The sequence below is a fragment of the Corticicoccus populi genome (assembly GCF_042686195.1).
Classification (GTDB): Bacteria; Bacillota; Bacilli; order Staphylococcales; family Salinicoccaceae; genus Corticicoccus; species Corticicoccus populi.
Genome location: NZ_JBHUOQ010000001.1, coordinates 1,244,413 through 1,271,059, shown reverse-complemented (window position 1 = coordinate 1,271,059; position 26,647 = coordinate 1,244,413). Strand labels below are relative to the sequence as shown.

Genomic DNA, 26,647 nt, shown 5'->3' with positions numbered 1-26,647 from the left:
TTGGTATATTAAAGACAGTATAATAGAAGAAATTATTTAAAGCGAAGGGATCACAGGAAGAACAAACAGCGTATTTACTTATAAAACTGGAAATAATCCATATGAAATTATAAAATGAAATGAGTCATGTATTTCTGCAGGTGATGCATGCGATAATTATTTTAATTGTAGATTTTTATTAATTGTGATAAATTAGTACCTAGTAATAATATGAGATTATAAGGTGTGATCAAATGAAAAACGTGGGTGTTTTAGGACTTGGAACCTATGTACCTGATAAAGTCATGACCAATGCTGACTTTGAGAAAATTTTAGATACATCTGATGAATGGATAAGAGAAATGACGGGTATAAGAGAACGTCGTTTCGCCGGTGATGATGTAGAAACAAGCGATATGGCCTTTCATGCGGCAGAAGCTGCGATTGAGAATTCAGGAATATCAAAAGATGATCTAGATTTAATTATTGTTGCGACGTCAACAGGAGACCATAATTTTCCGACAGTTGCCAATATGGTGCAGGAACGTCTTGGTATCGGTAACATTCCGTCCATGGACCAGCTTGCAGCATGTACGGGCTTTATTTACGGTGTTGTTACTGCAAGTCAGTTTATCCAGGCCGGTACGTATAAAAATGTTTTAGTTGTCGGTGTTGATAAACTTTCGAAAATTACAGATTTCACAGATCGTTCAACAGCTGTTTTATTCGGTGATGGTGCCGGGGCTGCTGTAATCGGTGAAGTAGATGAAGGATTCGGTATTAAATCATTTGAAATCGGCAGTAAAGGTGCCGGTGGAAAGTATTTGTATGACGACAGAGAATCCGGTAATATCAAGATGAATGGCCGTGAGGTGTTTAAGTTTGCTGTACGGCAGATGGGTGAATCAAGTGTCAATGTGACAAATGAGGCCGGTCTTGAATCGACTGAAATTGATATGCTCATACCGCATCAGGCAAATATCAGAATCATGAACGCTGCACGTGAACGCATGAACTTACCAGAGGAGAAAATGAGCTGTACGGTAGACCGTTATGGAAATACTTCTGCGGCTTCTATACCTTTAAGTCTCCAATATGAGCTGGATAATGGTAAAATAAAATCAGGAGATAATATTGTCCTTGTCGGCTTCGGCGGCGGTTTAACCTGGGGGGCAATTTGTTTAACATGGGGTAAAAATAAGGAGGATACACATGACAAATCGTAGAGTTGTTATGACAGGATTAGGCGCATTAACACCAATTGGAAATACAGTACCTGAGACTTGGGAAAATGCCTTGAAAGGTGTTAACGGAATCAGTGAAATTACAAGAATTGATACAAGTAAATTTACTGTGAATGTTGCAGGTGAATTAAAAAACTTTGATATAGAAGACTATATTGACCGTAAAGAGGCACGCAGAATGGACCGCTTTACACAATATGCAGTGGTTGCTTCTGATGAAGCAGTGAAAGATTCTGCGCTTGAAATCAATGCAGAAAATGCTGAACGTGTCGGTGTATGGATTGGATCCGGTATCGGTGGAATCCAGGCACTTGAAGACGGTTTGAATGTATTACGTGATAAAGGACCACGCCGTGTGAGTCCGTTCTTTGTACCGATGATGATTCCAGATATGGCAAGCGGCCAGGTATCGATTCGTCATGGTGCGAAAGGACCGAACGGTGCAACGGTGACTGCGTGTGCGACAGGTACCAACTCAATCGGTGATGCGTTCAAAATCATTGCGCGCGGTCAGGCTGACGTAATGATTACAGGTGGTGCAGAAGCACCGATTACAAATATGGGAATGGCAGGCTTTCAGGCAAATAAAGCACTCGCAAACTCAGATGATCCAAACTATGCATCTGTACCGTTTTCTAAAGACAGAAGCGGCTTTGTAATGGGTGAAGGTGCCGGGATAGTTATTCTCGAAGAACTTGAGCATGCGAAAGCACGCGGTGCGAAAATTTATGCTGAAGTTGTTGGATACGGTTCTACAGGAGATGCCCACCATATTACAGCACCTGCAGAAAATGGTGAGGGCGGTGCCCGTGCGATGAAAGAAGCGATGAAAGACGGCGGTATCCAGCCGGAAGAAGTCGGTTATATTAATGCCCACGGTACAAGTACGCCGTATAACGACTTATATGAAACACTGGCAATTAAAACAGTGTTCGGCGACCATGCCCACAGCCTATTGATTAACTCTACCAAGTCAATGACAGGTCATCTGCTCGGCGCAACAGGCGGTATGGAAGCGATTATTACGGCATTAAGCTTAAAAGAAGGTAAAGTCCATCCGACAATTAACCTGACGAACCCGGATCCGGAATGTGATTTAAACTATGTACCGGACGGCACTGTGGATGCAGACCTTAAATATGCACTGACAAACAGTTTAGGTTTCGGCGGACATAACGCAACTTTACTATTGAAAAAATATGAAGAAGCATAAGCATCTGAATATTAAATAAAATATAAATCCGGGCTGATTGGGAACTTTCCCAATCAGCCCGGATTATTTATTTCTGAATGCAGCATTCAAAAAGCATCTCCCGCGGGAGATGCTGTTCACTATCTTCTTTTTCTTCCAAGACCCATAGCACGTTCCATTTTTGCCACCATTTTGTCTGCTTTTCTGCTGGCATTATCACGGCCGCGGTCTAAAATCTCATCCAGTTCATCACTTTCCAGGTAGTAGTTTACTTTCTCCTGGAATTCAGTTAAGAATGTTTCAACAACACCGGCAAGATCACCTTTAAAAGTACCGTAATTTTCACCGTCATATTTTTTCTCAAGAGACGGGATGGATTCATCAGTAAGGCTGCTGTAAATCGTCAGCAGATTTGAAATTCCCGGCTTATTCTCTTTATCATATTTAACCTCGCTGTCAGAATCAGTCACTGCACTGCGGATTTTCTTCGCAGCAAGTCTCGGTTCATCAAGCAGTGAGATAAATGATTTTTGGTTGTCATCACTTTTACTCATTTTTTTAGTCGGATCGTTAAGGCTCATGATTCTGCCGCCGACTTCTGGATGTTTGACTTCCGGAACAGTAAAAATATCATTGTATTTATTGTTGAATCTCTCCGCAAGGTTTCTCGTTAATTCCAGATGCTGCCCCTGATCGTCACCGACAGGAACAATGTCAGAGCCGTATATTAAAATATCGGAAGCCATTAATGCAGGGTAAGTCAGGAGCCCCAGGCTGATACCGTCTTTAGTACTCTGTTTTCTTGATTTATCTTTATACTGCGTCATGCGTTCGAATTCGCCGACATAACCGACGCATTGAAGCATCCATGCGGCCTTTGCGTGTGCTGCGACTTCACTTTGTATAAATAAAGTAATCTTCTCCGGATTTAAACCTGAAGCAAGATAAATGGCAGCGAGCTTCCGTATGTTCTCACGCAGTTTTAAACGGTCCTGAGGGACGGTTACAGCATGCTGGTCTACGATGCAGAAATATGAGTCATATTGATCCTGCAGTTCTGTAAATTGTTTATATGCGCCAATATAGTTCCCGATTGTCGGGATACCGCTTGGCTGTACACCTGAAAATAATGTCTTCATAAATAATGTCACCTTCATTTCATATTAACATCTATAATAATAGACTTTTTTATGGACTGCAATAAGAGAGACGTGTAAATTGATTGTTCTTCACTTAAATTTTTTTATTTTTTTGTATGATTATTAACGTTTTCTCATTTTATTTTAATGTTCGACCGATATAATATGAATTGTAAATAGTTGATGGATGGAAATTCAACCAAATGTATGATTGAATTATGTCCCATCCGGGTATAAGCTATTATTACAAAAATAAATTATTGGAGTGTGAGTTATTATGGTAACACTTTTTACTTCTCCAAGTTGTACGTCATGCCGTAAAGCTAAAGCGTGGTTACAAGAAAATGATATTCCCTATACAGAAAGAAATATATTCTCAGAGCCATTAACTTTAGAAGAAGTGAAAGCGATTTTGAGAATGACGGAAGACGGAACTGACGAGATTATTTCAACACGGTCTAAAACATATCAAAAGTTAAATGTAGATATCGATTCATTACCTATGCAGGAACTATACACATTAATCATGGAAAATCCGGGTCTGTTGAGACGTCCGATTATCATGGATGAAAAACGTCTTCAAGTCGGTTATAACGAAGATGAAATCCGCCGATTCCTGCCGCGTAAAGTAAGAACGTTCCATTTGATGGAAGCAAAACGTCTGGCGGAAATGTAAGCATAACTTAAGTATAAAATAGTCCCCCCTTAAAACTAATATATACTAAAATCGGTAAAAGTCTGTAGAATTGATTTCTACAGACTTTTTTCGTATAATGAAACTCACAAATTTCGGAAACTGGTTTTATTTATCCAAATTAAGGTATAATAATATTAAGAACACTTGCGAGAGGAAGTGAATGTTATGAGAATCGAAAGAGTGAATGAGTCGACGATTAAATTCTTCATCACCTATCAGGATATTGAAAAGCGCGGATTCAATAGAGATGATTTATGGATGAACAGAAAGCGTGGAGAAGAATTTTTCTGGTCATTGATGGATGAAGTCAACGATGAGAACGAGGAAGGCTTTACTATGGAAGGACCGTTGTGGATTCAGGTTCATGCTTATGATAAGGGAGTGGAAGTGGTTGTATCCAAATCCCAGAACGGCGATGAACAGTATACGATGAAACATTCCGATGTTGAACTTCCTGAAGACAGCATTGAAGGGTTTTTAGATAAAGCAATTCAGGAATCCCGTGAACAGGATATTCCGGTTGTACAGGAACCTGTTATGGTCGAATTTAAAGATTTTGAAGATCTAATTAAATATACTCATGAAGTAGATATTGATGAAACAGTATATGAAGATTTACTGTATGTATATAATAACCATTACTACTATCAGATTTTCTTTGACTACCGCCTCGATTTTGACAAAATTGAAGGTCTTGAAGCAAAATTATTAGAATATGCTGCACCGACGCATCTTCCTTCAATGATTGTTGAAGAATATGGAAAAATTATTATGAGTAACAATGTCAGATTTCAAGTAAGAAAATTTTTCAAAGAAAATTAATTTATTTAAATATCAAAAAAGTAAAACCCTCCTTTTTCGGCATATATAGAAAAGGAGGGTTTTTTATGATTTCAGCGGTGGATGAGAAGGGCTTTGAAGTCAGTGCAGGTCATGCTGTAAAGGGAGGAAAGTATTTCTGTCCTGTATGCGGCAGCAGGGTTACATATAAATCCGGAAATATAAAGGTGCCGCATTTCTCCCATTTTAAAATAATGGACTGTTTAAGATATTTTTATAAAAGTGAGTCACTTGAACATTTAAAAATAAAGAATGATATTTATTTAATGCTGTCGCCTGAAGTAAAGGTCTCAATGGAATATTATTTATCTGATATCGAACAGATCCCTGATTTACTTGTAGAGAACAGGACTGCTCTTGAAATACAATTGTCCAGTATATCACCGGAACTGATCGCAGAACGGACAAGAGGCTACCATTCTGTAAACATCAATGTGGTGTGGATATTAAATGATGATAATATACGAAGAGAAGGCGGTTATTGCCTGCCGACTCATTTTCAGTTGTCAACGATGCAGAATGGGGTGCTGACCACTTATGAAATGACACACAAAAAATTTTATCAGTATATTTTGCTGCATCATATCGGTTTTGGAAGGTGGATATATAAAAGAACTGAAGTCTCAGTTTTTGACTGCCTGAAATTAATACTTCTTCGGGACACAGGATGTCATACATTAAAGAGGAGTGACATTAAAATATTTTTAAAGAAAGAGCGTCAGAAAAAATCAGTATTGAATCCCGTGCTGTCTTTTATGTATCACCTTGGTTTAACAGAAGACACTCTGCCTGACTATTTATGCGTGATTACTCATGTTGAACGGTGGATCATGAATCATCCTGTTGAGTGGAAACTGTATTTAAAGTTTCATCTGGAAAGAAAATCATTTCACATGGAGACGTTTAGTCACTTTATTAAATTAAGAACGACTATTGATACACCCGATAAGAAGAAAGTAATCCAACAGCTGTTGAATCATTATATTATGTTATATAATTCACAATGAGTTTCGAAACTTGAAATTTATTTGTAAACTTGAGAAAATTGGATTATCAAACAATTGGAGGGGTTACATTATGGCGGAAGTCATTAAACGTGAAGAACAGAAACTTGAAAATACATGGGATTTAACGTCGATTTTTGAATCCGACGATGCCTGGGAAGAGGCATATAAAGCAGTTGAACAAAGAATCGGTGAGGAAGAAAAATTTAAAAACGGTATTGATTCCAAAGAAACACTTTTGGAAGTATTGGAGTTCGACCGTGAAATCAGTGAAGCATTCGGAAAAATTTATGTGTACGCACATTTAAAGCATGACCAGGATACTTCAAATGATACTTACAGCGGACTTGAAACGAGAGCACGCTCTTTAGGTGTTTCATTAAGTACAGCACTAAGCTTTCTGACACCTGCGATTCTTGCGATACCGGAAGATACATTAAAAGAATATGCTGAAAGTGAACAGCTGAAAGAATTCAAATTTGATCTGGAAAAACTAAATACACAGCGTCCGCATGTTTTAAGTGATAAAGAAGAGCAGCTTCTTGCAAGAGCGGGTGAAGTGATGCATACGCCGACACAGGTGTACGGCATGTTTAATAACGCTGATTTGGAATTCCCGTCTGCAGTGGATAAAGACGGCAATGAGCATACACTGACTCAAGGCACATATATCGACCTTTTAAAATCAAGTGACCGTACGCTTCGTCAGTCTGCTTACGAAAATTTATACAGCCAATACGGGCAGTATAAAAACACGCTGAGCCAGACACTTGCGGGTGAAATAAATACCCATGTGTTCTCGGCACAGGCAAGAAATTATCACTCAAGCCGTCATCAGGCACTGAAGAATAATCATATTCCTGAGGAAGTATACGATAATCTGGTGAAGACTGTGAATGACAATCTGCACCTGCTTCATAGATACACTGAACTTCGTAAAGAGATTTTAGAACTTGATTCCTTAAAAATGTATGATGTGTATACGCCGCTTGTTAAAGATGTAGACTTTAAAGTAACGTATGCTGAAGCGGAAGAATGGCTTTTGAGTGCACTTCAGCCGCTCGGTGAGGAGTATGTGGGCATCGTAAAAGAAGGTCTCGATAACCGCTGGGTGGATGTTTATGAGAATAAAGGAAAAAGAAGCGGTGCTTACTCATCCGGCACATTTGGTACAAACCCCTATATCTTAATGAACTGGCAGGATAATGTGGATAATTTATTTACGCTTGCACATGAGTTCGGCCATTCAGTACACAGTTACTACAGCCGTCAAAACCAGACATCCAACCAGTCCGGCTATTCAATCTTTGTCGCAGAGGTGGCAAGTACATTTAATGAGGCACTTCTTGCAGATTATATGTTCAAAAAGCTTGAAGATAAAAAGAAAAAATTATATCTTGTGAACGAACAGCTGGAAGGGTTCCGCGGTACAGTGTTCCGTCAGACGATGTTTGCTGAATTTGAACATAAAATTCATGAGTTAAGAGAAGCAGGCGAGCCGTTAACTGCGAGCCGTTTAAATGAGGTCTACGGTGAATTGAATCAAAAGTATTTCGGTGAGTCTGTAGACTATGATGAGTATATCGATGTAGAATGGGCACGTATCCCGCACTTCTATATGAATTACTATGTATATCAGTATGCAACAGGCTATTCTGCAGCATCAAGTCTTTCAAAGCAGGTGCTTGAAGGCGGCAGTGAAGTTGCAGAGCGTTATATTAATGAATTCCTGAAAAAAGGCTCTTCAAATTATCCAATTGAGATTTTGAAAAATGCCGGTGTTAATATGGCTGATTCTGAACCGATTGAAAATGCGATGAAAGTATTTGAATCACAACTTGATCAGTTTGAAGAATTGCTTGCTGAATTAAAATAAAGGAATTGAATGGGAGAAACTTGAAATTACAACGGGTGTTGTCCGGTGGTTTAATACAAGTGAAATTAAGAATGCGCTTTCATTATGACTAATTTGTGAAAATGTGTTCAAAATGTTGCTGAAACCCTTTAGCCATGATATATTAAGACCATGAAAATTTTATCACTGAAACATACCCCTTTGTTTATACAGTGAAAAATTTCTCCCATCCCCTTTGTTTGAGTAACACACTATAGAAGGTGTGTTACTTTTTTTATGTCTTTTTTTAAGCACATTATATAATTTATATTTTATATTGAATCTTCTGCTTTCCTGCTTTGTTTTGAAAAGCGGGGTCATTCAGAAATTTGAATGTATCAGACCAAATCAAATAAGTACTGAATTAAAATATTTCAAAATCAAAAACACCCGGTCATCCTGCACATTAAATGCAGAATGACCGGGTGCTTTATCATTTCAGGCGGTACTATATAAGTCAGACGCCCCGTAACGAGGGTCTGCCGCTTCTAATCTGATAATATGTTCCATTTTCTGTGTTTATCTCTTCTACAAGGTTTTTTAGCCGCAGTTTTTTGAGTTCATTCAGGAGAAGGCCGCTTCTCCATTCAAAAACTGTTTTTAATTCATAAAAACTGACCATCTCATAAGTCTCGATATATTCATGAATTGCCGGCAGCGGGTGTTTCATTAACCGGATGTCGAGCAGTTCGTTAATGATATACGTATAGATATGATAAGGATAAATTCCTTCAACTTTAATGCCTTCTTCATGGACGTCACCACTGAAAAAAACCATTGCCGGAAGTTCTTCAACATCCATTTCTCTGTAAACTGCAAGATCCCGTTTCAAAAGTGCTTTAACCTGTTTGGATTTCACGTCCTGAAAAAAGCTGTGCACATCCAGTCCTGACAGTTCAGCAGCCTCTTTCATATGCTCAAAAGTACAGAGCGTCCGTGTCGGTGAAATCCGGTTCAGTACATATCTCATAAAGGCGCGCGCCTTATTCCGTCCCTGAATTTCTGCAGCTTTATAAGCAAGTGCGATATTGTCCAGATCATTTGTGGACTGTGCCTGACATTTAGTCAGTACGCTCAGGGAAGGTGCCAGTATTTTCTTAATCGTGATGTGACCTTTATATTCAATTAATAATTTATTAATGATGGGTTCCATCTGCAGACATTCTTCAGAAAAAGGATCGAAAAAATAAAAGATTTCAACTGTATGCTCAGCAGGTTCCAAACTAAGCGCATCATAAAGTGTCCGATCCAAGTTAATCCCCCCAGTCTAGTTAATCATCACTGTTTACCATATGATTGGCAGTCATCTCATACCTTGCCATCATATATTTCTTTAATTCTTCGTCAATTTCAACATCATTCATTGCCCGTTCCATATTTTCAAGCCATGCATCGCGTGCAGCGGGTGTGATACGGAACGGCATATGCCGCATCTTCATCATCGGATGGCCGTACTTTTCAATATAGACGTTCGGCCCGCCGAGAAACTGTGTCTGGAATAATTTCTGTTTGTACGCAGTCTCTTCCCAGTCACCCGGAAACAGGTGATTGATGCGCGGATCTTCTTTAACATAGCCGTAAAAACGGTCGATCATCTCATAAAGTTTATCCTCGCCTAATTCTTTATATGCATTCGGCATGTTACTGCTCCTTTTTCAGTTCAGATAGGCGTGCGTAAAAACGCCCGCTCTTTGTGACTTCTGTCCGTCTCTCAATTTGGTGGGATTCTAGTAAATTCAGAAAATCTGTTTCTCCGCGGTCATAATCACTGACTTCAAACTCAAGTTCGAAATCCTCCTGTCCGAGATAATTACTGTGATCAAGGACGAGAAGCCCGTTTTTATAATCTGTTTCCTGTCTTTTAGTCTCGAGAACGCCGTAGACATAAACATTTTCCACTTCAATATTCCGGACTTTGAACTCTTCAACAATAATTGACGGTATGACCCCGGCACTGATCTCTGCGCCGTCTGTGACGTCCACATCCACTTCGCCGTGGAATTCAAGTACACCGCGGTCTGTCGGCACCTTTAAAGTCATTACCTGTCCGCCGTTCTTTTCACGGACACGAAGCAGCATTCTGTTCTCCCTTAAATCCAGTGCTTTCGTGTCTATATAATAGTTTTTTTGCACAACAGGTTTAATGTTTTGAAAATAAAGATCTTGAAGCGTTTGATAGTCCGCTTCAGCAAGTATATTTTTAAACTCAATTTCAAGTTCTTTCAATCCAGTCACTCCTCACATATCATTATCTATAATTTGAAATATACTGTAAAGTAAAAGGCGCTTATGAGATTATCAAACTTCACCCGTTATGGTAAAATAAAATGCATTAGGAGTGAGAAAATGGACATCTATGTGACAGAGATAAAGATAGAAGACGACAAGATTAAATGTTATTCAGAAACAAATACCGAGAATGTAAAACCTGCCGAGCTGATGATTGTTGATTCAGATAATATGGCAATTATTTATCTGGCGGACAGACCGGGAGAGGAGTCATATGACCGGGTACAGTTTGTACCGGAAACATGGCCCTATTTAAAGAAGAATTACGGTAAAGAGATTGTCGTAAATGATACGCTTTTGCTTGAATCATTTTATGATGAGCTCGACTTTTTACTGGATAATATAAAAGACAATAATAATTATGGTAAAGAATTTGAGGAAAAAGTGACTGAAGCATTTGAACTTTGACGTAGATAGACTGGAGTGAACAAAATGGATGGATGGGATCAATTTTTGGCACCTTATCATCAGGCGGTGGAAGAGTTGAAAGTGAAGCTGAAGGGGATACGGACGGATTATCGTTTAGGCGCACATTCTTCACCTGTTGAATTTGTTACAGCACGTGTCAAACCAATTCAAAGTATTATTGAAAAAGCAAACACAAGGAACATTCCCTATGATGAGCTGCAGGAAGAAATGTATGACATTGCAGGGATCAGAATTATGTGTCAGTTCGTTGATGATATTGAAGTGATATGCAGACTCGTACGGGATCGTGAAGATATGAGTGTTGTTGAAGAGCGTGATTACATCGAAAATACAAAGGAAAGCGGCTACCGTTCATATCATATTATTATCAAGTATCCGGTAAATACGATTCATGGTGTCGTGGACATTCTTGCGGAAATTCAAATTCGTACACTGGCGATGAATTTCTGGGCAACAATCGAACATACATTAAATTATAAATACTCAGGTGAATATCCGCCTGAAATCCGACACAGACTTCAGAACGCAGCGGATGCTGCCTACCTTCTCGATAAAGAGATGTCTGAAATCCGCGAGGAGATTCACGACGCTGAGAAATATTACAAGAAGAAGCGGAATATATAACTGCGGCTGGTTTTTATTCCAATAAAAGACTTATAGAAAGAGGTGCCGTCAGATGAAATTTGTGATTGTTTCAAAAGGGGATACAAAGTCAAATGCACTGAAAGACAAGATGGTAAATTATATGGTGGATATGAAGATGGAACTTGATAGTGAGACGCCGGATATTGTGATTTCTGTCGGCGGGGACGGGACGCTTCTTCAGGCGTTTCACCGCTATCAGCATCTGCTTGATACTGTTGCGTTTGTCGGTATTCACACCGGTCATCTCGGCTTCTATGCGGACTGGCTGCCACATGAGGTGGAGCGGCTGATTATAGAGATTTTTAATGATGAATATCAGGTGATTGAATATCCGCTGTTGGAGACAATCGTACGCTATCATACGTCAGGGCATGATACACGTTACCTGGCACTGAATGAGGCGACACTCCGTACTGAGGACGGGACAACACTTGTGACGGATGTGGATATCAGGAACCAGCATTTTGAACGTTTCCGGGGAGACGGGTTATGTGTATCTACACCGTCCGGCTCAACGGCTTACAATAAAGCGCTCGGCGGTGCGTTGATTCATCCATCGATTGAGGCGATTCAAATTGCGGAAATCGCATCAATCAACAACAGTGTGTTCAGAACGGTCGGCTCGCCGCTTGTATTGCCGAAGCACCATACGTGCCAGATTTTCCCTGTGAACAGTGAAGTCTACAAAATGACAGTGGACCATATTAACCTTGTGCATAAAGGGGTGCAGTCGATTCAATTTCGTGTGGCTGATGAAAAAATCCGCTTCGCAAGATTCCGCCCGTTCCCGTTTTGGAAAAGAGTTCACGAATCATTTATTTCAGAAGGGTAAAATAGGGTATAATACAAAAGGAGTAATTGATAGGTGGTGGGCAAAATGCCGGAAAATGAAGAAATGACAGAAATAGAGATTGAATATGAGCGTTTGCTCACCCTGCTGCAGGACGGAAATATCGACACATTCAGAGATGAGTTTTTTGAGCTGCACAGCTATGAGCAGAGTGAATTTTATTTAGAGCTCGAAGAAGCGGATAAAGCAAAACTTTACGGTATGCTGAGTCCGGAAGAGGTCTCGGATTTCTTTGATACGATTGAAATGGATGAAGATGAATACGATGCGCTGTTTTACGAGATGGATGCGCGGTATGCGGCGTCCATGCTCGGCAGCATGCAGTACGATAACGCGGTGGATATTTTAAATGAACTGCCGAAATCGAAAGTGACATCCTTCCTTGCCCTGATGGACAAAGAAGATGCACGGCAGATCCGCGACTTATTGAACTATGATGAAGATACTGCCGGTGGTATTATGACCACCGAGTTTGTCAGTGTGACGTCTTCAATGTCTGTCCGTGAAGCGATGCGGCATTTGAAAGTGGTCGCACCGGATTCAGAGACCATTTATTATGTATTTGTGGTTGATGACGACAGACGGCTTGCGGGAATTGTGTCACTCCGTGAATTGATTATTGCGGATGATGATGAATATATCGGCGACATTATGAATGAGCGTGTGGTATCTGTATTAGTATCGGATGATCAGGAAGATGCAGCGCAGATTATGAGAGACTATGACTTCCTCGCGCTGCCTGTTCTTGATTATCAGGACCACCTGGTCGGTATCATCACAGCCGATGATATTATGGACGTTATTGATGAAGAGGCAAGTGAAGACTACTCAAGACTTGCCGGTATGAGTGAAACGGAACGTACGACAGACAGCTCGGTTGAAACAGCAAAAAAACGTCTGCCGTGGCTTGTCGGACTGACATTCATGGGGATGATTACAGCGACTATGCTGACTGCATTTGAAGATACACTCGCACAGGTGGCGATACTCGGTGCGTTTATCCCTGTCATCGGCGGGATGGCCGGGAATACCGGTACACAGTCACTTGCGGTTGCGGTACGCGGTATTTCAACTGGTGAGATTAAAGAGGAAAGCAAACTGAAACTCGCACTTCGTGAGATGGGCTCCGGTGTGATGACTGGTTTTGTCTGCGGTGTGATTTTATTTTTAATTATTACATTATTATTCCGTGAGCAGATATTGATCGGTGCGATTGTAAGCTTCAGTTTATTAATTGCGATGACAATCGCGACATTGATGGGAACACTGGTGCCTTTAATTATGGATAAATTCGGCATTGACCCGGCAATCGCGAGCGGTCCGTTCATCACAACAGGGAACGATATTATCAGCCTGCTGATTTATTTCTCACTGGCTAATGCGTTTATGTCGTCACTCGTCGGGTGAAGATGTATTAATGTATGATGAACATCAGATTAAGAGATTTCTATAAAAGTGAATTAATCTGTCTTTTTAGTTGCAATTCTTAATTTTTATTAGTAAATTAGTAGTAGGTACTAAAAATGAACGACACAATCGTCATATTAGATGAATAAAGATCTATAAAAGGAGATATTATATTATGAACTTAGAAGGTAAAACTTATGTCATTATGGGCGTAGCAAACAAACGCAGTATTGCCTGGGGCGCTGCACGTGCTCTTGATAAAATGGGAGCGAAACTTGTATTTACAATTTTGAATGAACGTTTCCGTAAAGAGCTCGATAAGCTTTTGAAAGATTTAGAAGGTGATCATGACATCGTTGTTGAATGTAACGTGGCAAGTGATGAAGAAGTTGAACGTGCATTTACTGAAATTAAAGAAAAAACAGGCGGCATCGACGGCGTACTTCACGCTATCGCATTCGCAAACAAAGATGAACTTCAGGGCGGCTACAGTGAAACTTCCCGTGAAGGCTTCCACACTGCTCTTGATATCAGTGCTTACTCACTCGCGATTGTTGCGAAGCATGCGAAAGGCATTTTAAACGAAGGCGGAAGCTTAGTGACAATGACTTACCTCGGCGGCGAACGCGCAATGCCGAACTATAACGTGATGGGCGTTGCGAAAGCAGCACTTGAATCAAGTGTCCGTTACCTTGCACTTGATTTAGGCGCACAAGGCTTCCGCGTGAACGCAGTATCTGCAGGCCCAATCCGTACGCTGTCTTCATCTGCAGTCGGTGAATTTAAATCAATTCTTAAAGAAATTGAAGAACGTGCGCCGCTTAAGCGTAACGTTGACCAGCTTGAAGTCGGTAACTCAGTTGCATTCTTATTATCAGACCTTGCATCAGGAATCACAGGAGAAATCCTCCACGTTGACTCAGGTGCCAACATTACAGCATAAATATTTAGAGACAGACGACACTCGGCCGTCTGTCTCTTTTTTCATCTGTGATGGTTATTCAGTATTGTGATGCATTCAGAAATCTGAGTAGGCTCTGTGCATCATTTAGTCTTCCAGAAAATAAAAAACCGCCACAATAGTGACGGTGAAAATTTTATATTATTCTCCCAGGCGGAATGTTTCTGAAATCTGCCACATTCCGTTTTCAAGCTGGTAGCAGAGGCTGATTTTATCGAGTGTTTCAGTGTGTTTAATACCGACCATTGATAAGTGTCCGAGTGCATCTTCAAATTCTTGTGATGTGCTTGCCTGCGCGATTGTTAAGTGCGGTACAAACGGATGCTTGCCCTCACCGTAAAATTCATCAGTATTCAGAGAATCATGTATTGATGACAGTGTTTCGTTCGGCTCAACTTTAAAGTAGATCACAGGAGAGGTTGGAGAAAAACTGGAAACTTTTTTGATGTTAATCTCTGTCGGTTGATGGTCTTTCGCCACGTTTTTAAGATATTCAACAATTTTATCCTTATCGGATTCATCCGCTTCAAAATTCGCTTTTATTGTGATATGCGGTGAAATATAAGCATACATTGAATCATATCTTTTACGGTATTGATTGACTTTGTCTTGTAATTCCTTGGATGGAAAAATAGCTACTCCAAATTTCATTCTTAACTTCCTCCCTAAAATCTGTTTGTCTATAGTATATCAGATTTGTATTGTAAGTGCATACATTACTGCTGCAGATAGTGTTTTAGAATCTTTTCAAGTTCAGGTTTCCATGTCTTCCACACATGACCACCTTCAAGTTCATGATATTCATATTCCAAAGGTTCGTACTGAAGGAATTCATTCAGCTCACGGTTTGGTGTTAAAAAGTCCGCTTCGTCTCCCATAATTGTTGTGAAATCATCTTCTTCGAGACCAATCGTATGATAAAGATTAAGCTGCATCAAATTCGGTTCCCCCTCGAAGCGTTTGATGAAGTCTCTATCCACAAACGGGCTGAAGGCAAGTGACTGCGGGAATGTCATCGGATAGGCAAGGGATACGCTGAAAGCGAATGACCCGGCAAGAGATTCCCCCATTAATACACGTGAGTGCGGCATTTTCAATGTCGGGAAGGTGGAATCAATCCATTGAATCAGTTCGCGTCCGACAAACGTGACCATATTTTCATGATGTTCTCCGTTTGGACTGAAGTAATGGTTCCGCCATTCAACACTCGGGTAAGGAATGCCGACAATAATCGAACGTTCAATTTCTCCATTTTTCCTGAGACGTTCGTACAGCCGCTCAATCTGGCCGTACCTGAAAAAGTCCTGTGAATCAAATGTGATAATGACATTGTATTTATATAAATCAGTAAAGTTTTTCGGCAGGTAATACTGCACTTCAAAATCTTCACCGCATACTTCTGAGTGCACCTCTGCAGTGTGTACTTTCCCAGGTTCAAAATCCATAATAATCTCCTCCTTCAAACCTATTTTACCAATAAAAACAATGCTTGAAACATAATTATGAGAACTTCTCATGATATGTTATACTTCCCGCTTCAAATTTGAAGTGATATGATATATTTTGTGATACAATCTGTATAAATATTAAATTGAAGGAGTTAAATTCATGACGAATAAGGTTTGGTTTCAATCCCTGGTAGCAATTATTATGACATTGCTCATCATCATGCTCGTCATTCAGGTGCAGGTAATCTTTCAGCCGGTCGCAACAATCATTACGACAGTCTTTGTACCGGTATTAATCGGCGGCCTGTTATATTACGTCACTCAGCCGATACAGGCATTTCTCGAGAAGCGTAAAGCACCGAGAGCGGTAAGTATACTTTCTGTATTCTTAATTATTTTAATTGTCATTACTTTATTCATAATGATTCTCGTACCGATGATAACGGAACAGATTCAAACACTGATTAACCGTCTGCCGATGCTTCAGAGGGAACTCTTGGATTTATATCAAACATTGATGACTCAGCGGGAACGCGTGCAGAATATGCCGTTTGATATTGATATTGCAGGAATGGGTCAGGATATGATTGACAGAAGCGGAGAAATACTGAGTAATTTGATTGGTAATGCATTCAGTATCGTGTCCGGAACAGTCAGTGTTATTCTGATGATTGTTTTGATTCCGTTTTTCTACTTCTTTATGTTGAAAGACCACGAGAAATTCATCCCGAATGCAGTGGCGCCTTTCTCAGGAACATTGAAGCAGTTTTTAACTGAATTACTATATGATGTAGACCGTACACTGCGTTCATTTATCCAAGGCCAGCTGATGGTCAGTTCAATCCTCGGTGTAATTCTGTTTATCGGATACTCACTGATTGGACTTGAATATGCACTCCTGCTCGGGCTTCTTGCATTATTCTTGAACATTATCCCGTTTGTCGGCCCGTGGATGGCATTTACTCCGGCTGCGATACTCGCACTCATCCAGGATCCGATTATGTTTATCTGGGTGGCGCTGATTACACTCGTAGCCCAGCAGATTGAAAGTAATCTGATTACGCCGAATATCATGGGGCAGTCATTGAAGCTGCACCCGCTGACAGTTATTGTGGTTGTTCTTGCTGCCGGTAACATCGCAGGCTTTGTCGGAATGCTGATTGCGATTCCGACATACGCCGTAGTCAAAACCATCATTCAAAACATCTGGAGATACCGCCAGAACCTGAAAAAAGCAATGATTACCGAAGTAAGGTCTTCAGACAGTTAAATTTTTGAGAAATAAGTGCCTCCTCGCCGGAGGTGCTTTTTTTGTGCGCTTTTTTCGGCAAATGATGAAATTTGAAAACGGCTGTCGTTTATCTTTCTGTAAACCGATATAAAAAGTATCACGTTTAAAGGAGATAAATATGAACCCAATTGATTATTTAGTGAAGAAAGGTTTTAAAATCACAAGCGACCCCGGTAAATATAAGAGCGGTATATGGGGGAAGCGGGATTATACGGTGAACGGCTATAACTATGATAAATACTGCGGCGGCTACCACAGGGCATATGATTTATCAAAACATGACGGGGCGGAAATTCCTGCTGTATGTTCAGGGATTGTTACTGCGGGAACGTCTTCTTACGGAAATTTCGGCGGCACTGTAGTAATTGCAGATAAGGCACTGGGTATTCAGGTGATATACGGCCACTTAAAGAGGAAACTGCCGGTGAAAATCGGACAGGCTGTGAAACAGGGGGATGTGATTGGATATCAGTCCGGCACGAATTATGATAATGTACCGATGGCTTCCCATCTCCATATTCAGTTTCAAAAATACGGTTTTATCAAGGGTGAGAAAAATTTTGTGTGTACAGGCATCAACCCGCTGAAAATAAATGTGGAAGAAGAACAGTATCCGGATAAGATTCGTTTGAAGGGGGATTTTATTCCCCGGAATAAAATTAATGTAAGGAATTATCCAGGGCTCACAGGCAGTAAAAAAAGGACCGTTAATACAGGAAATAAAGTTACGTTTGACGGTGTATATGAAAATGATAACTACTGGTGGATAAGGGTTGTGAATGGTAAAGAAATCCTATTTATGGCAGTCGGGAGGAAAAAGAGCGGTGTTGAACTGCTGGAAACTGAATTATGGGGGGATTTTCGAAATTTAAATACGGGAAAATGATATGTACAAGCCGTTTTTTTAGTAGTATTATTATATAGTATACAATGTCTCAGGCAGGATAAGGATTCTTGAGATAATTTTAGTAGGGGGTACTATTATGGCAGAAAAAGGGTCGAATGAAAAACAGTTTTCACGACGCGACTTTTTGAAGACAACGGGTGTCGCAACCGGCGGTATTATCGGCGGCTCATTACTCGGCGGTCTGGTCGGCTTTAGAATGGACGGCGGCAGTGAGCCTGCTGCAGAAAACACAAATACAGAAGAACAGGGTCAGGAGGAAGCATCCCACGAGGAAGATCCAGGCTGGATGTTCTTTACGAAGCAGCATGATTTTGACACGATTGCTGCAGCAATGGAAAGAATTTTCCCTGAAGATGATTTAGGACCGGGTGCAATCGGGCTCGGCGCACCGTATTTCCTTGATATGCAGCTCGCCGGCGACTATGGTTCAAACACAAAAGAGTATATGCAGGGGCCGTTCCATGAAGGACTGCCGACACAGGGCTATCAGGCAAGAATGACACGTGCACAGTACTTTACATTAGGTATTGAACGTCTGAATGCGATTGCGAATGAAGATTATGATGATGATTTCGCAAATATCGAAACAGACCAGCAGGATACAATCATTGAATCATTTATGAACGGTGAAGCGGATATGGGTGTTTCTGCAGTCGGCGGAACGAGTGCACACTTCTTCGGTTTACTAAAGCAGGCAACGATTGAAGGCTGCTACTGTGATCCGATGTACCGCGGCAACAGAAATATGGAAGGCTGGAGAATGAAGAAATTCCCGGGCCACCAGCATGCATACGTAAATGAAATCCAGAATGACGAATTCCAGGAAATTGAGCCGCTGCCATTATACGGCGGCAGTCACTAGGTTCAGCGAATTTAATTTAAAGTAGTTATTAATGGGGGAAACACAATATGGTTGAAACATTAGATAAAGTAGATGTTGTCACAGTCGGTGTCGGCTGGACCGGCGGTATTATCGCAGCTGAAGCAGCAAAAGAAGGACTCACGGTAATGGGACTTGAGCGCGGAGTTCAGCGTTCAGTCGATGACTATCAGCACATTCATGATGAATTCCGTTACGGTATCAGATACGGATTGATGCAGGATGTATCAAAAGAGACTTTAACATTCAGAAATAACAGAGACGAACGGGCACTCCCGATGAGACAGATGGGTTCATTCCTTCTGGGTTCAAATGTCGGCGGTTCAGGTACACACTGGAACGGCCAGCACTGGAGATTCCTGCCGTATGACTTTGAAATTCAGTCCATGACAGAAGAACGTTATGGTGCGGACAAACTCGGTGAAAGTGACGGCTACCGCTGGCAGAACTGGGGAATCACATATGATGAACTGGAGCCGTATTTTGACCGTATGGATCAGACATGCGGGATTTCAGGTGAAGAAAATCCACTTGGCGGACATCGTTCAAATCCATTCCCGACACCGCCGATGATGGAAACACCAATACTTAAGAAATTTAAAGATGCAACACTCGGTATGGGGCTGCATACACATATGCTTCCGTCGGCGAACCTTTCAGAACAGTATACCAACCCGGACGGTCAGACATTAAGTCCGTGTCAGTACTGTGGTTTCTGTGAACGTTTTGCATGTGAGTATAATGCGAAATCAACACCGGAAACAACAGTGATTCCGACTGCGCTTGAAACAGGCAACTTTGAAATCCGTACGAATGCGAATGTTGTTGAAATCATTACAGATGAAGATGATGATTCATTAGTAAGCGGTGTTCGTTTTGTTGATGTCAGAACAGGCGAAGAGTACATCCAGCCTGCGGATATCGTGGCACTGACAAGCTATGTATTTAATAACTATAAATTACTCCGCGTTTCAGACATCGGGGAACAGTATGATCCTGAAACAGAAGAAGGAACACTTGGCCGTAACTACTGTTACCAGACTTTCGGCGGCTCAACAGGTTTCTTTGACGATGAGCAGTTCAATTCATTCATGGGTGCAGGTGCACTTGGTATGGCACTTGATGACTATAATGGTGATGAATTTGACCATGAGGACCTTGACTTCCTGCACGGTGGTAACATTACGGTTACACAGACCGGTGCACGTCCGATTCAGTCTAATACTGTACGCCCGGATACAAAAGCATTCGGTTCTGAGTTTAAACAGGAAACAATCAAGAACTATACATCTACACTGAGCGTATCAGGTCAGTGTGCGACTTCACCGCATAAAGACAACTATCTGGATATCGATGAAGATTATGATGATGTATACGGCGTACCACTTGTACAGTTGACTTATAACTTCACTGATATGGACCGTGAGCGTCATAGATATCTTGCGGAACGAAGCGGTGAAATTTTAGAGGAAATGGGTGCATCTGAAGTTGTCGTGAACGGCGACCTCGGAGACTACAATATTGTCCCTTATCAGTCCACGCATAACACAGGCGGTACTGTCATGGGAGATGACCCTGAAATCAGTGTAGTTAACAACTACCTTCAGCACTGGGACAGAGATAATCTGTTTGTTGTCGGTGCAGGGAACTTCGCGCATAACAGCGGCTACAACCCGACTGCAACAGTCGGCGCACTGGCATACCGTTGTGCAGAAGGTGTTATTGAATACAGCAGAGATCAAAGACGTCTCGAAGATTAATATGAAGAGCACCCCTGGAGCTGACTCAGCTCCAGGGGTGCTTTGTTGTGAAAGCCGCCACTCGGTCTCAAGCCCGGCAAAGACGCGCGGCTGGAATATATCAAGGCCGAGAGTGAGGGTGAAGTATACTGTGGTGTGATACCGACGGAACTTAGAATTTATTTTCCATAATATACAGCGGCAGCCTGGATAAAATGACGGATGAAGAAGCGGTGGCGGTGCAGTCCGTCATCATTCGTCATGAAAATAAGCTGTGATTCCGGATGGCTTAATTTTTCGTTGATTAAAGACACGGCTTTCTTATTGTTCGGTACCATAGTGCCCATAATATTTGTTCTGCCAAGGGCTTCAGCACCGCCGACATACCAGAAAATATGTTTTTCATCCAAAATATCCGGACTATGTTTAATGTGGTCGAGAAAATCCGGGTACCAGAGCGACGGAGACAGTAGAATATACCGTTTGAAATAATCACCGTAATTCAGTAAGGCGTATAAAGACACGAGCGCACCGAATGAGCCGCCTGAGATACCGATATCATTTTCGTCAATTCTGTAGGATTCGATGAGAAAGGGTATAAAATCCTGCGTCAGCATCTGAAGATATGCGTCCGCTTTTCCTGTATAATTGCCGACATCAGTTTCTGCGTCCCACGGCGTATATTCCGTGTCACGGTCGAGGGGGCTGAGGCCGATAAAAATGACGTCCGGCTGTGTGACTCTGTACCGCTTGAAAAGATAATCGCCATCCTGTGTAATGACTGCCGGGAATCTCTGATTAGGTGCCGAAAAGTAATTTTTCGGCAGTAAAATGGAGACTTCTCTTTCATTCCATATGAATTTAATATTTCTATTGATCATTAAATCCCTCCTAAGGGAAGTTGTATTTAATTGAGAATTATTATCATTTAAATATTAGTATATAACTTTTAGGAGGGCATGAAAATACAAAGTTTAAAACTTTAATAGAAATATTGAAGGGGAGTTCTGTGCTGAGACGGCGTCATCCGCATTTTTTGAACAGAATAAAATAAAAAAACCTCCTGGAAAAGTATCCGTATCAGGATAACTTTAAATTCCGGGAGGATAGTGTTATTTACTGAATGTATGGTCAATCCGTTGAAGGACGTCGTTGATAATCACCTGATTAATACATTCAATGATAAAGTACGCAAGGACAGAATAAACGATGACTGCACCGATTAGTAAAACATTCTGTTCAATGACGCTTAAAATGAGTGCCGGTAAAAACACGAAGAATGAAAAAGCGATGAGCATACCGAGACGGTTGGCTAAAATTGTGCCGCGTGCGGATTTTAATTCGTCGCTGTAGTTTTCATTGACAACATTTAAATCGACTGTTTTGTGTTCATCGTCATCATATACTTTAGTAATTGTTACTTTGCCGTCATATTTGTTTTCTTCAAAACGTAAATCCATATGCCGGTTGTCCCATGTTAACTGCTTAAAAAAAGACATATTCATACACCTCAACATTCACATTAGTTTAATAATATTATATACTAATTCCATGCGCCTTTCAAAAAGGGTTTTTCAAAATCTTTAGAATTTGGTGATATACATGACACCAGCTGAAAATAAAAAAAATAATACACGTAGTACTGAAGAACAGATTGAAATGACGATGGAGGAGGCTGCGGAGCATATCGCAGCACTCAGAACAGTCATTATTCTTTCTATTATAACCGTTGTTGTAATGTTCATTGTGATTTTCTCGACGATACGATGGTGGTTCCCGGTGGTTGCGGCGGACACACAGATTGTTGTGATGGGGCCGTTTGAAGTCATCCGGTTTTATTTAAGAACATCTGCGGCGATTGCGATTGGATTATCCGTACCGATGATCTTATATTTCCTCTGGAACTTTATGAGACCGAGACTGATTCCGAAGGAAGTGAACCTCTTAAAAGGGATGCTTCCGATGATGGTGGTTTTATTCCTTGTCGGTCTTGCATTCGGTTATTTTGTCGTCCACCCGCTCAGTTATTTCTTCTTAATCGGAATGGGTGAGAGAAACTTTGACGTCCTGGTCACAGCGGATGAATACATGTCGTTCCTGCTTGTAACGACACTGCCGTTCGGCCTGATATTCCAGCTGCCGCTTGTTGTACTTTTCCTTCACTTTATTGACCTGCTCGATTCTGAAGTGATGACGGGTGTTAGAAAATATGCATATTTCACGCTTCTCGTGATTACGGCATTAATCGCACCTCCGGATTTATTTACACACTTGGTTACACTGATACCGATGATTATTTTATATGAACTGAGTATTATTCTGGTCAGAAAAAAGGAAAGACGTGAGAAAGAAAAAGAGAATGAAAGGTATGACGCTTAGTCGTTATGCCTTTATTTGTTGGCGGTTTAAGATGTAAAAACGTGATGAATTAAGGTATAATATAAAGGTTGAAAGGTGGTTTCGTATCATGAACTCCAAAAATCTAATTTCGCTGTTAAAAATAAAAGAATTTCACGGAAATTTTCCGGAGGAAGTAACTGAAATAACAACGGATTCGAGACAAGCAGATGAAAACAGTATCTTTGTTGCACTGAACGGCCATCAAGTGGATGGATTTGATTTTATTCCGGCAGCGCTGAAGCAGGGATGCCGTTTTATCGTTTCCGACCGTTTCTATGACACGGGTGATGCCGGTATACTGATTGTGAAAGATCCGAAAAAAGCAGCTGCCTTGTTCAGTGAATATATATATCATTTCCCGCACGAAACACAGACAATGATCGGTGTTACAGGGACCAACGGCAAAACAACGGTTGCGACAATGATTCATAATTTGAGTCTTGCACTCGGCAAGAAAAGTGCATATCTCGGGACCAATGGTTTCATGATTAATGAAGACCGCTATCAAAGTGTCAACACCACACCTGAAACAGTGACACTTCATAAGAGAATTGAAGCGGCAAATAATGAAAAAACAGAAGTATTCACAATGGAAGTCTCTTCCCACGGCTTAAAAGAAGGCCGGACGTTCGGGATTGATTTCGATATTGCGATTTTTACAAACCTGACACAGGATCACCTGGATTTCCATCATACAATGGAGGACTACGGTCATGCGAAGGGTCTATTATTCTCACAGATGGGGCAGGACGTTAAGAAACGTAAATACGTCGTCTTAAACAACGATGACGAATGGAGCGGAAGATACCGTGAAATGACACCGTTTGAAGTGATTACGTACGGTATGGACGAGACAGCGGATATTTATCCGACAGATATCGAAGGTACGCTTGAGGGATTCAACTTCACATTGAATACACCGGACGGAAAATTTCATGTGGACTCGCCCTTTATCGGAGAGTTCAATATTCAAAACTTAATGTGTGCAGTCATCTCAGAATGGCTCCAGGGTTATGAATTTGACGAAATTATTGATGCGGTGAAGATGATGACACCTGTTGAAGGCAGACTTGAAGTGCTGGATCCGTCGCTGCCGATTGATATTATTATTGATTTTGCGCATACACCGGATGCACTTGAGAAAATTATGGATACAGTGAAGCCGTTTGTTAAGGAACATCTCATTTTCCTCGTCGGTATGACAGGTGAACGGGATACTTCAAAGGCCGCAGCCATGGGTGAAATCTCGACGCGTGCCGATGTCGCGATTTTTACACCGGACAATCCGGCAAATGATGACCCTGAAATGCTTGTGAAACTGCTTGAAGAAGGTGCGACTCACGAGTCGTACAAATCCTTTATCAACCGTGAAGAAGGAATCCGTTACGCAGTTGAAATCAGTAAGCCCGGGGACACCATCGTCCTCGCATGTAAAGGCCGTGAACCGTATCAAATTGTGGAAAACTATGTGAAAGCACCGCACAGAGACGACTTAATCGCACTGGATGCGGCATATCAGAAATACCGCCCCGATGAATATAAGGGTGAGTGATTGTTTTTATTTATAAATAAAAAGCTTCAAATGTTTGAAGAGGCATCGGTTGGAGTGAATCCCCCGAATGATGCCGGCTATGAAGATGAATTGTTAATTTAAGGAGATATTTATGACTTTACAAGATGAAATAAGAAAGAGAAAGACGTTTGCCATCATTTCCCACCCGGATGCGGGTAAAACGACTTTGACTGAGAAACTGCTTCTGTTCGGCGGCGCGATTCGTCAGGCAGGGACTGTTAAAGGGAAAAAAGGCGGTAAATTCGCAACCAGTGACTGGATGAAAGTGGAACAGGAACGTGGTATCAGTGTCACAAGTTCAGTCATGCAGTTTGATTTTGACGGCTATAAAATTAATATTGTCGATACACCCGGGCACGAAGACTTTTCAGAGGATACGTACCGGACATTGATGGCGGTGGATTCTGCTGTCATGGTGATTGATGCGGCGAAAGGGATAGAGCCTCAGACCTTGAAGCTTTTTAAAGTGTGTAAAATGCGCGGTATTCCGATTTTCACATTTATCAACAAGCTCGACCGTGTCGGTAAAGAACCATTTGAATTGCTGGAAGAAATTGAAGAAACACTTGAAATTGAAACATATCCGATGACGTGGCCGATTGGTATGGGTCAGAGTTTCTTTGGCATCATCAATCGTAAAGACAAGACAATCAATCCTTTCCGTGAAGAGGATAAACTTCAATTGAATGATGACTACGAGATTGAAGGCAGTCACGAAATTGAAAATGATGAAGCGTTCCAGACATCAGTTGAGGAGTTTATGCTGGTAGAGGAAGCGGGAGATCAGTTTGATGAAGAGAAAATTAAATCCGGGGATTTAACACCTGTATTTTTCGGTTCTGCATTATCAACATTCGGTATTGAAGAATTCCTGGATACGTATGTGGACTTCGCTCCGATGCCGACACCACGTGAGACAGTGAATGAGGAACTCATATCACCGGTTGACGATGCGTTTAGAGGTTTTATTTTCAAAATCCAGGCAAACATGGATCCGAGACACCGTGACAGACTGGCATTTATGAGAATCGTATCCGGGAAATTTACCCGCGGTATGGAGACGGTGCTTTCAAGAACGAATAAGAAAACAAAGGTGTCCCGTGCGACTATGTTTATGGCGGATGATACCGAAACAGTCAACGAAGCGTACGCCGGTGATATTATCGGTCTGTATGATACAGGTAATTTCCAGATCGGCGACACTCTCTATGAGGGCAGTGCCAAAAAAGTTGAGTTTAAAGAACTGCCTCAGTTTACACCTGAAATTTTCATGAAAGTCTCTGCCAAAAATGTGATGAAGCAGAAACATTTCTATAAAGGCATTGAGCAGCTTGTTCAGGAAGGTGCCATCCAGTATTATAAAACGGTACACACCAACCAGCCGATTTTAGGTGCTGTCGGCCAGCTTCAGTTCGAAGTGTTCGAACACCGCATGAAAAATGAGTACAACACAGAAGTAGTGATGGAACCTATCGGTAAAAAAATCGCACGATGGATTGAAAACGAAGACGTTATTACAGATGCGATGAACAGCCCGCGTTCAAACCTCGTTCATGACCGTTATGACAACAAAGTATTCCTGTTCGAAAACGAGTTCGCGACCCGCTGGTTCACTGAAAAATATCCTGAAGTTAAACTCTTTAGCCTGCTGTAAACTAATATTTAACTAATGACATCCTGTGAATTCAGGATGTTTTTTTATTTATATAGGATGTGAGTGCAGGGAGTTTTAGTTATAGTGGTGACTTATTCGTGAGGATGAATGAACATCATTTCACCAAAAAACAGTGATTTAAAATTTTCATCACGTTAATTCAAAAGAAGTTGGGGTCTGGATGA

General features: G+C 41.2%; 26 protein-coding genes. 18 read left to right on the top strand and 8 right to left on the bottom strand.

Annotated elements, in window-relative coordinates; translation table 11 throughout:
* Positions 1-233: 233 nt before the first annotated feature.
* Both ACFSX4_RS06340 and fabF read left to right on the top strand, forming a co-directional pair.
* Complete coding sequence (locus tag ACFSX4_RS06340) at positions 234-1,205, top strand: beta-ketoacyl-ACP synthase III (RefSeq protein WP_377772678.1); 972 nt, start codon at positions 234-236, stop codon at positions 1,203-1,205.
* The gene (gene fabF, locus ACFSX4_RS06335; RefSeq protein ID WP_377772676.1) at positions 1,192-2,436 is read left to right on the top strand and encodes a beta-ketoacyl-ACP synthase II; all 1,245 of its coding nucleotides are present in this window, start codon (positions 1,192-1,194) and stop codon (positions 2,434-2,436) included. The genes ACFSX4_RS06340 and fabF overlap by 14 nt, the downstream gene beginning before the upstream one ends.
* 119 nt (positions 2,437-2,555) lie before the next feature.
* On the opposite strand, the gene trpS is transcribed toward fabF, so the two are convergent.
* A complete protein-coding gene (trpS, locus tag ACFSX4_RS06330) occupies positions 2,556-3,554 on the bottom strand; it encodes a tryptophan--tRNA ligase (protein WP_377772674.1) in 999 nt (332 codons plus the stop codon).
* A 277-nt stretch (positions 3,555-3,831) separates the two neighbouring features.
* On the opposite strand from trpS, the gene spxA reads away from it, so the two are divergent.
* From spxA to pepF, 4 genes are all read left to right on the top strand, one after another.
* Positions 3,832-4,230 (top strand): transcriptional regulator SpxA, encoded by a 399-nt coding sequence (gene spxA / locus ACFSX4_RS06325; RefSeq protein ID WP_377772672.1) that lies wholly within the window; start codon positions 3,832-3,834, stop codon positions 4,228-4,230.
* A 186-nt stretch (positions 4,231-4,416) separates the two neighbouring features.
* Positions 4,417-5,073 (top strand): adaptor protein MecA, encoded by a 657-nt coding sequence (gene mecA / locus ACFSX4_RS06320; protein WP_377772670.1) that lies wholly within the window; start codon positions 4,417-4,419, stop codon positions 5,071-5,073.
* 65 nt (positions 5,074-5,138) lie between these two features.
* The gene (locus tag ACFSX4_RS06315; RefSeq protein WP_377772668.1) at positions 5,139-6,098 is read left to right on the top strand and encodes a competence protein CoiA; all 960 of its coding nucleotides are present in this window, start codon (positions 5,139-5,141) and stop codon (positions 6,096-6,098) included.
* Between the two features lie 70 nt (positions 6,099-6,168).
* Entirely contained in the window at positions 6,169-7,971 is a 1,803-nt protein-coding gene (gene pepF / locus ACFSX4_RS06310) for an oligoendopeptidase F (RefSeq protein ID WP_377772666.1), read from the top strand.
* 475 nt (positions 7,972-8,446) lie between these two features.
* Here pepF and ACFSX4_RS06305 read toward each other — a convergent pair whose 3' ends face one another.
* The 3 genes from ACFSX4_RS06305 to ACFSX4_RS06295 are packed head-to-tail and all read right to left on the bottom strand — an operon-like array spanning position 8,447 to position 10,215.
* The gene (locus tag ACFSX4_RS06305) at positions 8,447-9,241 is read right to left on the bottom strand and encodes a DsbA family protein (protein ID WP_377772664.1); all 795 of its coding nucleotides are present in this window, start codon (positions 9,239-9,241) and stop codon (positions 8,447-8,449) included.
* A 19-nt stretch (positions 9,242-9,260) separates the two neighbouring features.
* Positions 9,261-9,629, bottom strand: a complete 369-nt coding sequence (locus tag ACFSX4_RS06300) for a globin domain-containing protein (protein ID WP_377772662.1) — start codon at positions 9,627-9,629, stop codon at positions 9,261-9,263.
* Position 9,630: 1 nt separating this feature from the next.
* Positions 9,631-10,215 (bottom strand): CYTH domain-containing protein, encoded by a 585-nt coding sequence (locus ACFSX4_RS06295; protein WP_377772660.1) that lies wholly within the window; start codon positions 10,213-10,215, stop codon positions 9,631-9,633.
* Positions 10,216-10,335: 120 nt separating this feature from the next.
* Here ACFSX4_RS06295 and ACFSX4_RS06290 point away from each other — a divergent pair, with 120 nt between their 5' ends.
* From ACFSX4_RS06290 to fabI, 5 genes are all read left to right on the top strand, one after another.
* Positions 10,336-10,686, top strand: a complete 351-nt coding sequence (locus tag ACFSX4_RS06290; protein WP_377772658.1) for a UPF0738 family protein — start codon at positions 10,336-10,338, stop codon at positions 10,684-10,686.
* Between the two features lie 24 nt (positions 10,687-10,710).
* Positions 10,711-11,331: a GTP pyrophosphokinase gene (locus ACFSX4_RS06285; protein ID WP_377772656.1), complete on the top strand. Its 621-nt coding sequence runs from the start codon at positions 10,711-10,713 to the stop codon at positions 11,329-11,331.
* Between the two features lie 52 nt (positions 11,332-11,383).
* Positions 11,384-12,184 (top strand): NAD kinase, encoded by an 801-nt coding sequence (locus ACFSX4_RS06280; protein WP_377772654.1) that lies wholly within the window; start codon positions 11,384-11,386, stop codon positions 12,182-12,184.
* A gap of 45 nt (positions 12,185-12,229) precedes the next feature.
* Positions 12,230-13,609: a magnesium transporter gene (gene mgtE, locus ACFSX4_RS06275; protein ID WP_377772652.1), complete on the top strand. Its 1,380-nt coding sequence runs from the start codon at positions 12,230-12,232 to the stop codon at positions 13,607-13,609.
* 175 nt (positions 13,610-13,784) lie between these two features.
* Positions 13,785-14,552, top strand: a complete 768-nt coding sequence (fabI, locus tag ACFSX4_RS06270) for an enoyl-ACP reductase FabI (RefSeq protein WP_377772650.1) — start codon at positions 13,785-13,787, stop codon at positions 14,550-14,552.
* Between the two features lie 159 nt (positions 14,553-14,711).
* Here the strand turns inward: fabI and ACFSX4_RS06265 are convergent, their stop codons facing one another.
* Both ACFSX4_RS06265 and ACFSX4_RS06260 read right to left on the bottom strand, forming a co-directional pair.
* The gene (locus ACFSX4_RS06265) at positions 14,712-15,221 is read right to left on the bottom strand and encodes a 2'-5' RNA ligase family protein (RefSeq protein ID WP_377772648.1); all 510 of its coding nucleotides are present in this window, start codon (positions 15,219-15,221) and stop codon (positions 14,712-14,714) included.
* A gap of 65 nt (positions 15,222-15,286) precedes the next feature.
* The gene (locus tag ACFSX4_RS06260) at positions 15,287-16,015 is read right to left on the bottom strand and encodes an alpha/beta hydrolase (RefSeq protein ID WP_377772647.1); all 729 of its coding nucleotides are present in this window, start codon (positions 16,013-16,015) and stop codon (positions 15,287-15,289) included.
* 163 nt (positions 16,016-16,178) lie between these two features.
* Here ACFSX4_RS06260 and ACFSX4_RS06255 point away from each other — a divergent pair, with 163 nt between their 5' ends.
* The 4 genes from ACFSX4_RS06255 to ACFSX4_RS06240 all read left to right on the top strand — a co-directional run bounded on the left by ACFSX4_RS06255 (position 16,179) and on the right by ACFSX4_RS06240 (position 20,856).
* Positions 16,179-17,288, top strand: coding sequence for an AI-2E family transporter (locus ACFSX4_RS06255; protein ID WP_377772646.1), 1,110 nt, complete (start codon positions 16,179-16,181; stop codon positions 17,286-17,288).
* Positions 17,289-17,427: 139 nt separating this feature from the next.
* The gene (locus tag ACFSX4_RS06250) at positions 17,428-18,195 is read left to right on the top strand and encodes a M23 family metallopeptidase (protein ID WP_377772644.1); all 768 of its coding nucleotides are present in this window, start codon (positions 17,428-17,430) and stop codon (positions 18,193-18,195) included.
* A gap of 97 nt (positions 18,196-18,292) precedes the next feature.
* Entirely contained in the window at positions 18,293-19,078 is a 786-nt protein-coding gene (locus ACFSX4_RS06245) for a gluconate 2-dehydrogenase subunit 3 family protein (protein WP_377772642.1), read from the top strand.
* 47 nt (positions 19,079-19,125) lie between these two features.
* Positions 19,126-20,856, top strand: a complete 1,731-nt coding sequence (locus tag ACFSX4_RS06240; RefSeq protein WP_377772640.1) for a GMC family oxidoreductase — start codon at positions 19,126-19,128, stop codon at positions 20,854-20,856.
* A gap of 158 nt (positions 20,857-21,014) precedes the next feature.
* On the opposite strand, the gene ACFSX4_RS06235 is transcribed toward ACFSX4_RS06240, so the two are convergent.
* Both ACFSX4_RS06235 and ACFSX4_RS06230 read right to left on the bottom strand, forming a co-directional pair.
* The gene (locus ACFSX4_RS06235; RefSeq protein ID WP_377772638.1) at positions 21,015-21,716 is read right to left on the bottom strand and encodes an alpha/beta hydrolase; all 702 of its coding nucleotides are present in this window, start codon (positions 21,714-21,716) and stop codon (positions 21,015-21,017) included.
* 231 nt (positions 21,717-21,947) lie between these two features.
* Positions 21,948-22,334: a hypothetical protein gene (locus ACFSX4_RS06230; protein WP_377772636.1), complete on the bottom strand. Its 387-nt coding sequence runs from the start codon at positions 22,332-22,334 to the stop codon at positions 21,948-21,950.
* A 103-nt stretch (positions 22,335-22,437) separates the two neighbouring features.
* Between ACFSX4_RS06230 and tatC the strand changes: the two genes are divergently transcribed.
* The 3 genes from tatC (at position 22,438) to ACFSX4_RS06215 (ending at position 26,462) form a co-directional block, all read left to right on the top strand.
* Complete coding sequence (tatC, locus tag ACFSX4_RS06225; RefSeq protein WP_377772634.1) at positions 22,438-23,214, top strand: twin-arginine translocase subunit TatC; 777 nt, start codon at positions 22,438-22,440, stop codon at positions 23,212-23,214.
* Positions 23,215-23,302: 88 nt separating this feature from the next.
* A complete protein-coding gene (locus ACFSX4_RS06220) occupies positions 23,303-24,787 on the top strand; it encodes a UDP-N-acetylmuramoyl-L-alanyl-D-glutamate--2,6-diaminopimelate ligase (RefSeq protein ID WP_377772632.1) in 1,485 nt (494 codons plus the stop codon).
* A 112-nt stretch (positions 24,788-24,899) separates the two neighbouring features.
* A complete protein-coding gene (locus ACFSX4_RS06215; RefSeq protein ID WP_377772631.1) occupies positions 24,900-26,462 on the top strand; it encodes a peptide chain release factor 3 in 1,563 nt (520 codons plus the stop codon).
* The last annotated feature ends 185 nt before the right edge of the window (positions 26,463-26,647 follow it).

Bases quoted from the DNA above. Each gene is read 5' to 3' on its own strand.
- ACFSX4_RS06340 (WP_377772678.1), top strand. From the start codon at position 234: ATGAAAAACGTGGGTGTTTTAGGACTTGGAACCTATGTACCTGATAAA.
- fabF (WP_377772676.1), top strand. From the start codon at position 1,192: ATGACAAATCGTAGAGTTGTTATGACAGGATTAGGCGCATTAACACCA.
- trpS (WP_377772674.1), bottom strand. From the start codon at position 3,554: ATGAAGACATTATTTTCAGGTGTACAGCCAAGCGGTATCCCGACAATC.
- spxA (WP_377772672.1), top strand. From the start codon at position 3,832: ATGGTAACACTTTTTACTTCTCCAAGTTGTACGTCATGCCGTAAAGCT.
- mecA (WP_377772670.1), top strand. From the start codon at position 4,417: ATGAGAATCGAAAGAGTGAATGAGTCGACGATTAAATTCTTCATCACC.
- ACFSX4_RS06315 (WP_377772668.1), top strand. From the start codon at position 5,139: ATGATTTCAGCGGTGGATGAGAAGGGCTTTGAAGTCAGTGCAGGTCAT.
- pepF (WP_377772666.1), top strand. From the start codon at position 6,169: ATGGCGGAAGTCATTAAACGTGAAGAACAGAAACTTGAAAATACATGG.
- ACFSX4_RS06300 (WP_377772662.1), bottom strand. From the start codon at position 9,629: ATGCCGAATGCATATAAAGAATTAGGCGAGGATAAACTTTATGAGATG.
- ACFSX4_RS06290 (WP_377772658.1), top strand. From the start codon at position 10,336: ATGGACATCTATGTGACAGAGATAAAGATAGAAGACGACAAGATTAAA.
- ACFSX4_RS06285 (WP_377772656.1), top strand. From the start codon at position 10,711: ATGGATGGATGGGATCAATTTTTGGCACCTTATCATCAGGCGGTGGAA.
- ACFSX4_RS06280 (WP_377772654.1), top strand. From the start codon at position 11,384: ATGAAATTTGTGATTGTTTCAAAAGGGGATACAAAGTCAAATGCACTG.
- mgtE (WP_377772652.1), top strand. From the start codon at position 12,230: ATGCCGGAAAATGAAGAAATGACAGAAATAGAGATTGAATATGAGCGT.
- fabI (WP_377772650.1), top strand. From the start codon at position 13,785: ATGAACTTAGAAGGTAAAACTTATGTCATTATGGGCGTAGCAAACAAA.
- ACFSX4_RS06265 (WP_377772648.1), bottom strand. From the start codon at position 15,221: ATGAAATTTGGAGTAGCTATTTTTCCATCCAAGGAATTACAAGACAAA.
- ACFSX4_RS06260 (WP_377772647.1), bottom strand. From the start codon at position 16,015: ATGGATTTTGAACCTGGGAAAGTACACACTGCAGAGGTGCACTCAGAA.
- ACFSX4_RS06255 (WP_377772646.1), top strand. From the start codon at position 16,179: ATGACGAATAAGGTTTGGTTTCAATCCCTGGTAGCAATTATTATGACA.
- ACFSX4_RS06250 (WP_377772644.1), top strand. From the start codon at position 17,428: ATGAACCCAATTGATTATTTAGTGAAGAAAGGTTTTAAAATCACAAGC.
- ACFSX4_RS06245 (WP_377772642.1), top strand. From the start codon at position 18,293: ATGGCAGAAAAAGGGTCGAATGAAAAACAGTTTTCACGACGCGACTTT.
- ACFSX4_RS06240 (WP_377772640.1), top strand. From the start codon at position 19,126: ATGGTTGAAACATTAGATAAAGTAGATGTTGTCACAGTCGGTGTCGGC.
- ACFSX4_RS06235 (WP_377772638.1), bottom strand. From the start codon at position 21,716: ATGATCAATAGAAATATTAAATTCATATGGAATGAAAGAGAAGTCTCC.
- ACFSX4_RS06230 (WP_377772636.1), bottom strand. From the start codon at position 22,334: ATGTCTTTTTTTAAGCAGTTAACATGGGACAACCGGCATATGGATTTA.
- tatC (WP_377772634.1), top strand. From the start codon at position 22,438: ATGACACCAGCTGAAAATAAAAAAAATAATACACGTAGTACTGAAGAA.
- ACFSX4_RS06220 (WP_377772632.1), top strand. From the start codon at position 23,303: ATGAACTCCAAAAATCTAATTTCGCTGTTAAAAATAAAAGAATTTCAC.
- ACFSX4_RS06215 (WP_377772631.1), top strand. From the start codon at position 24,900: ATGACTTTACAAGATGAAATAAGAAAGAGAAAGACGTTTGCCATCATT.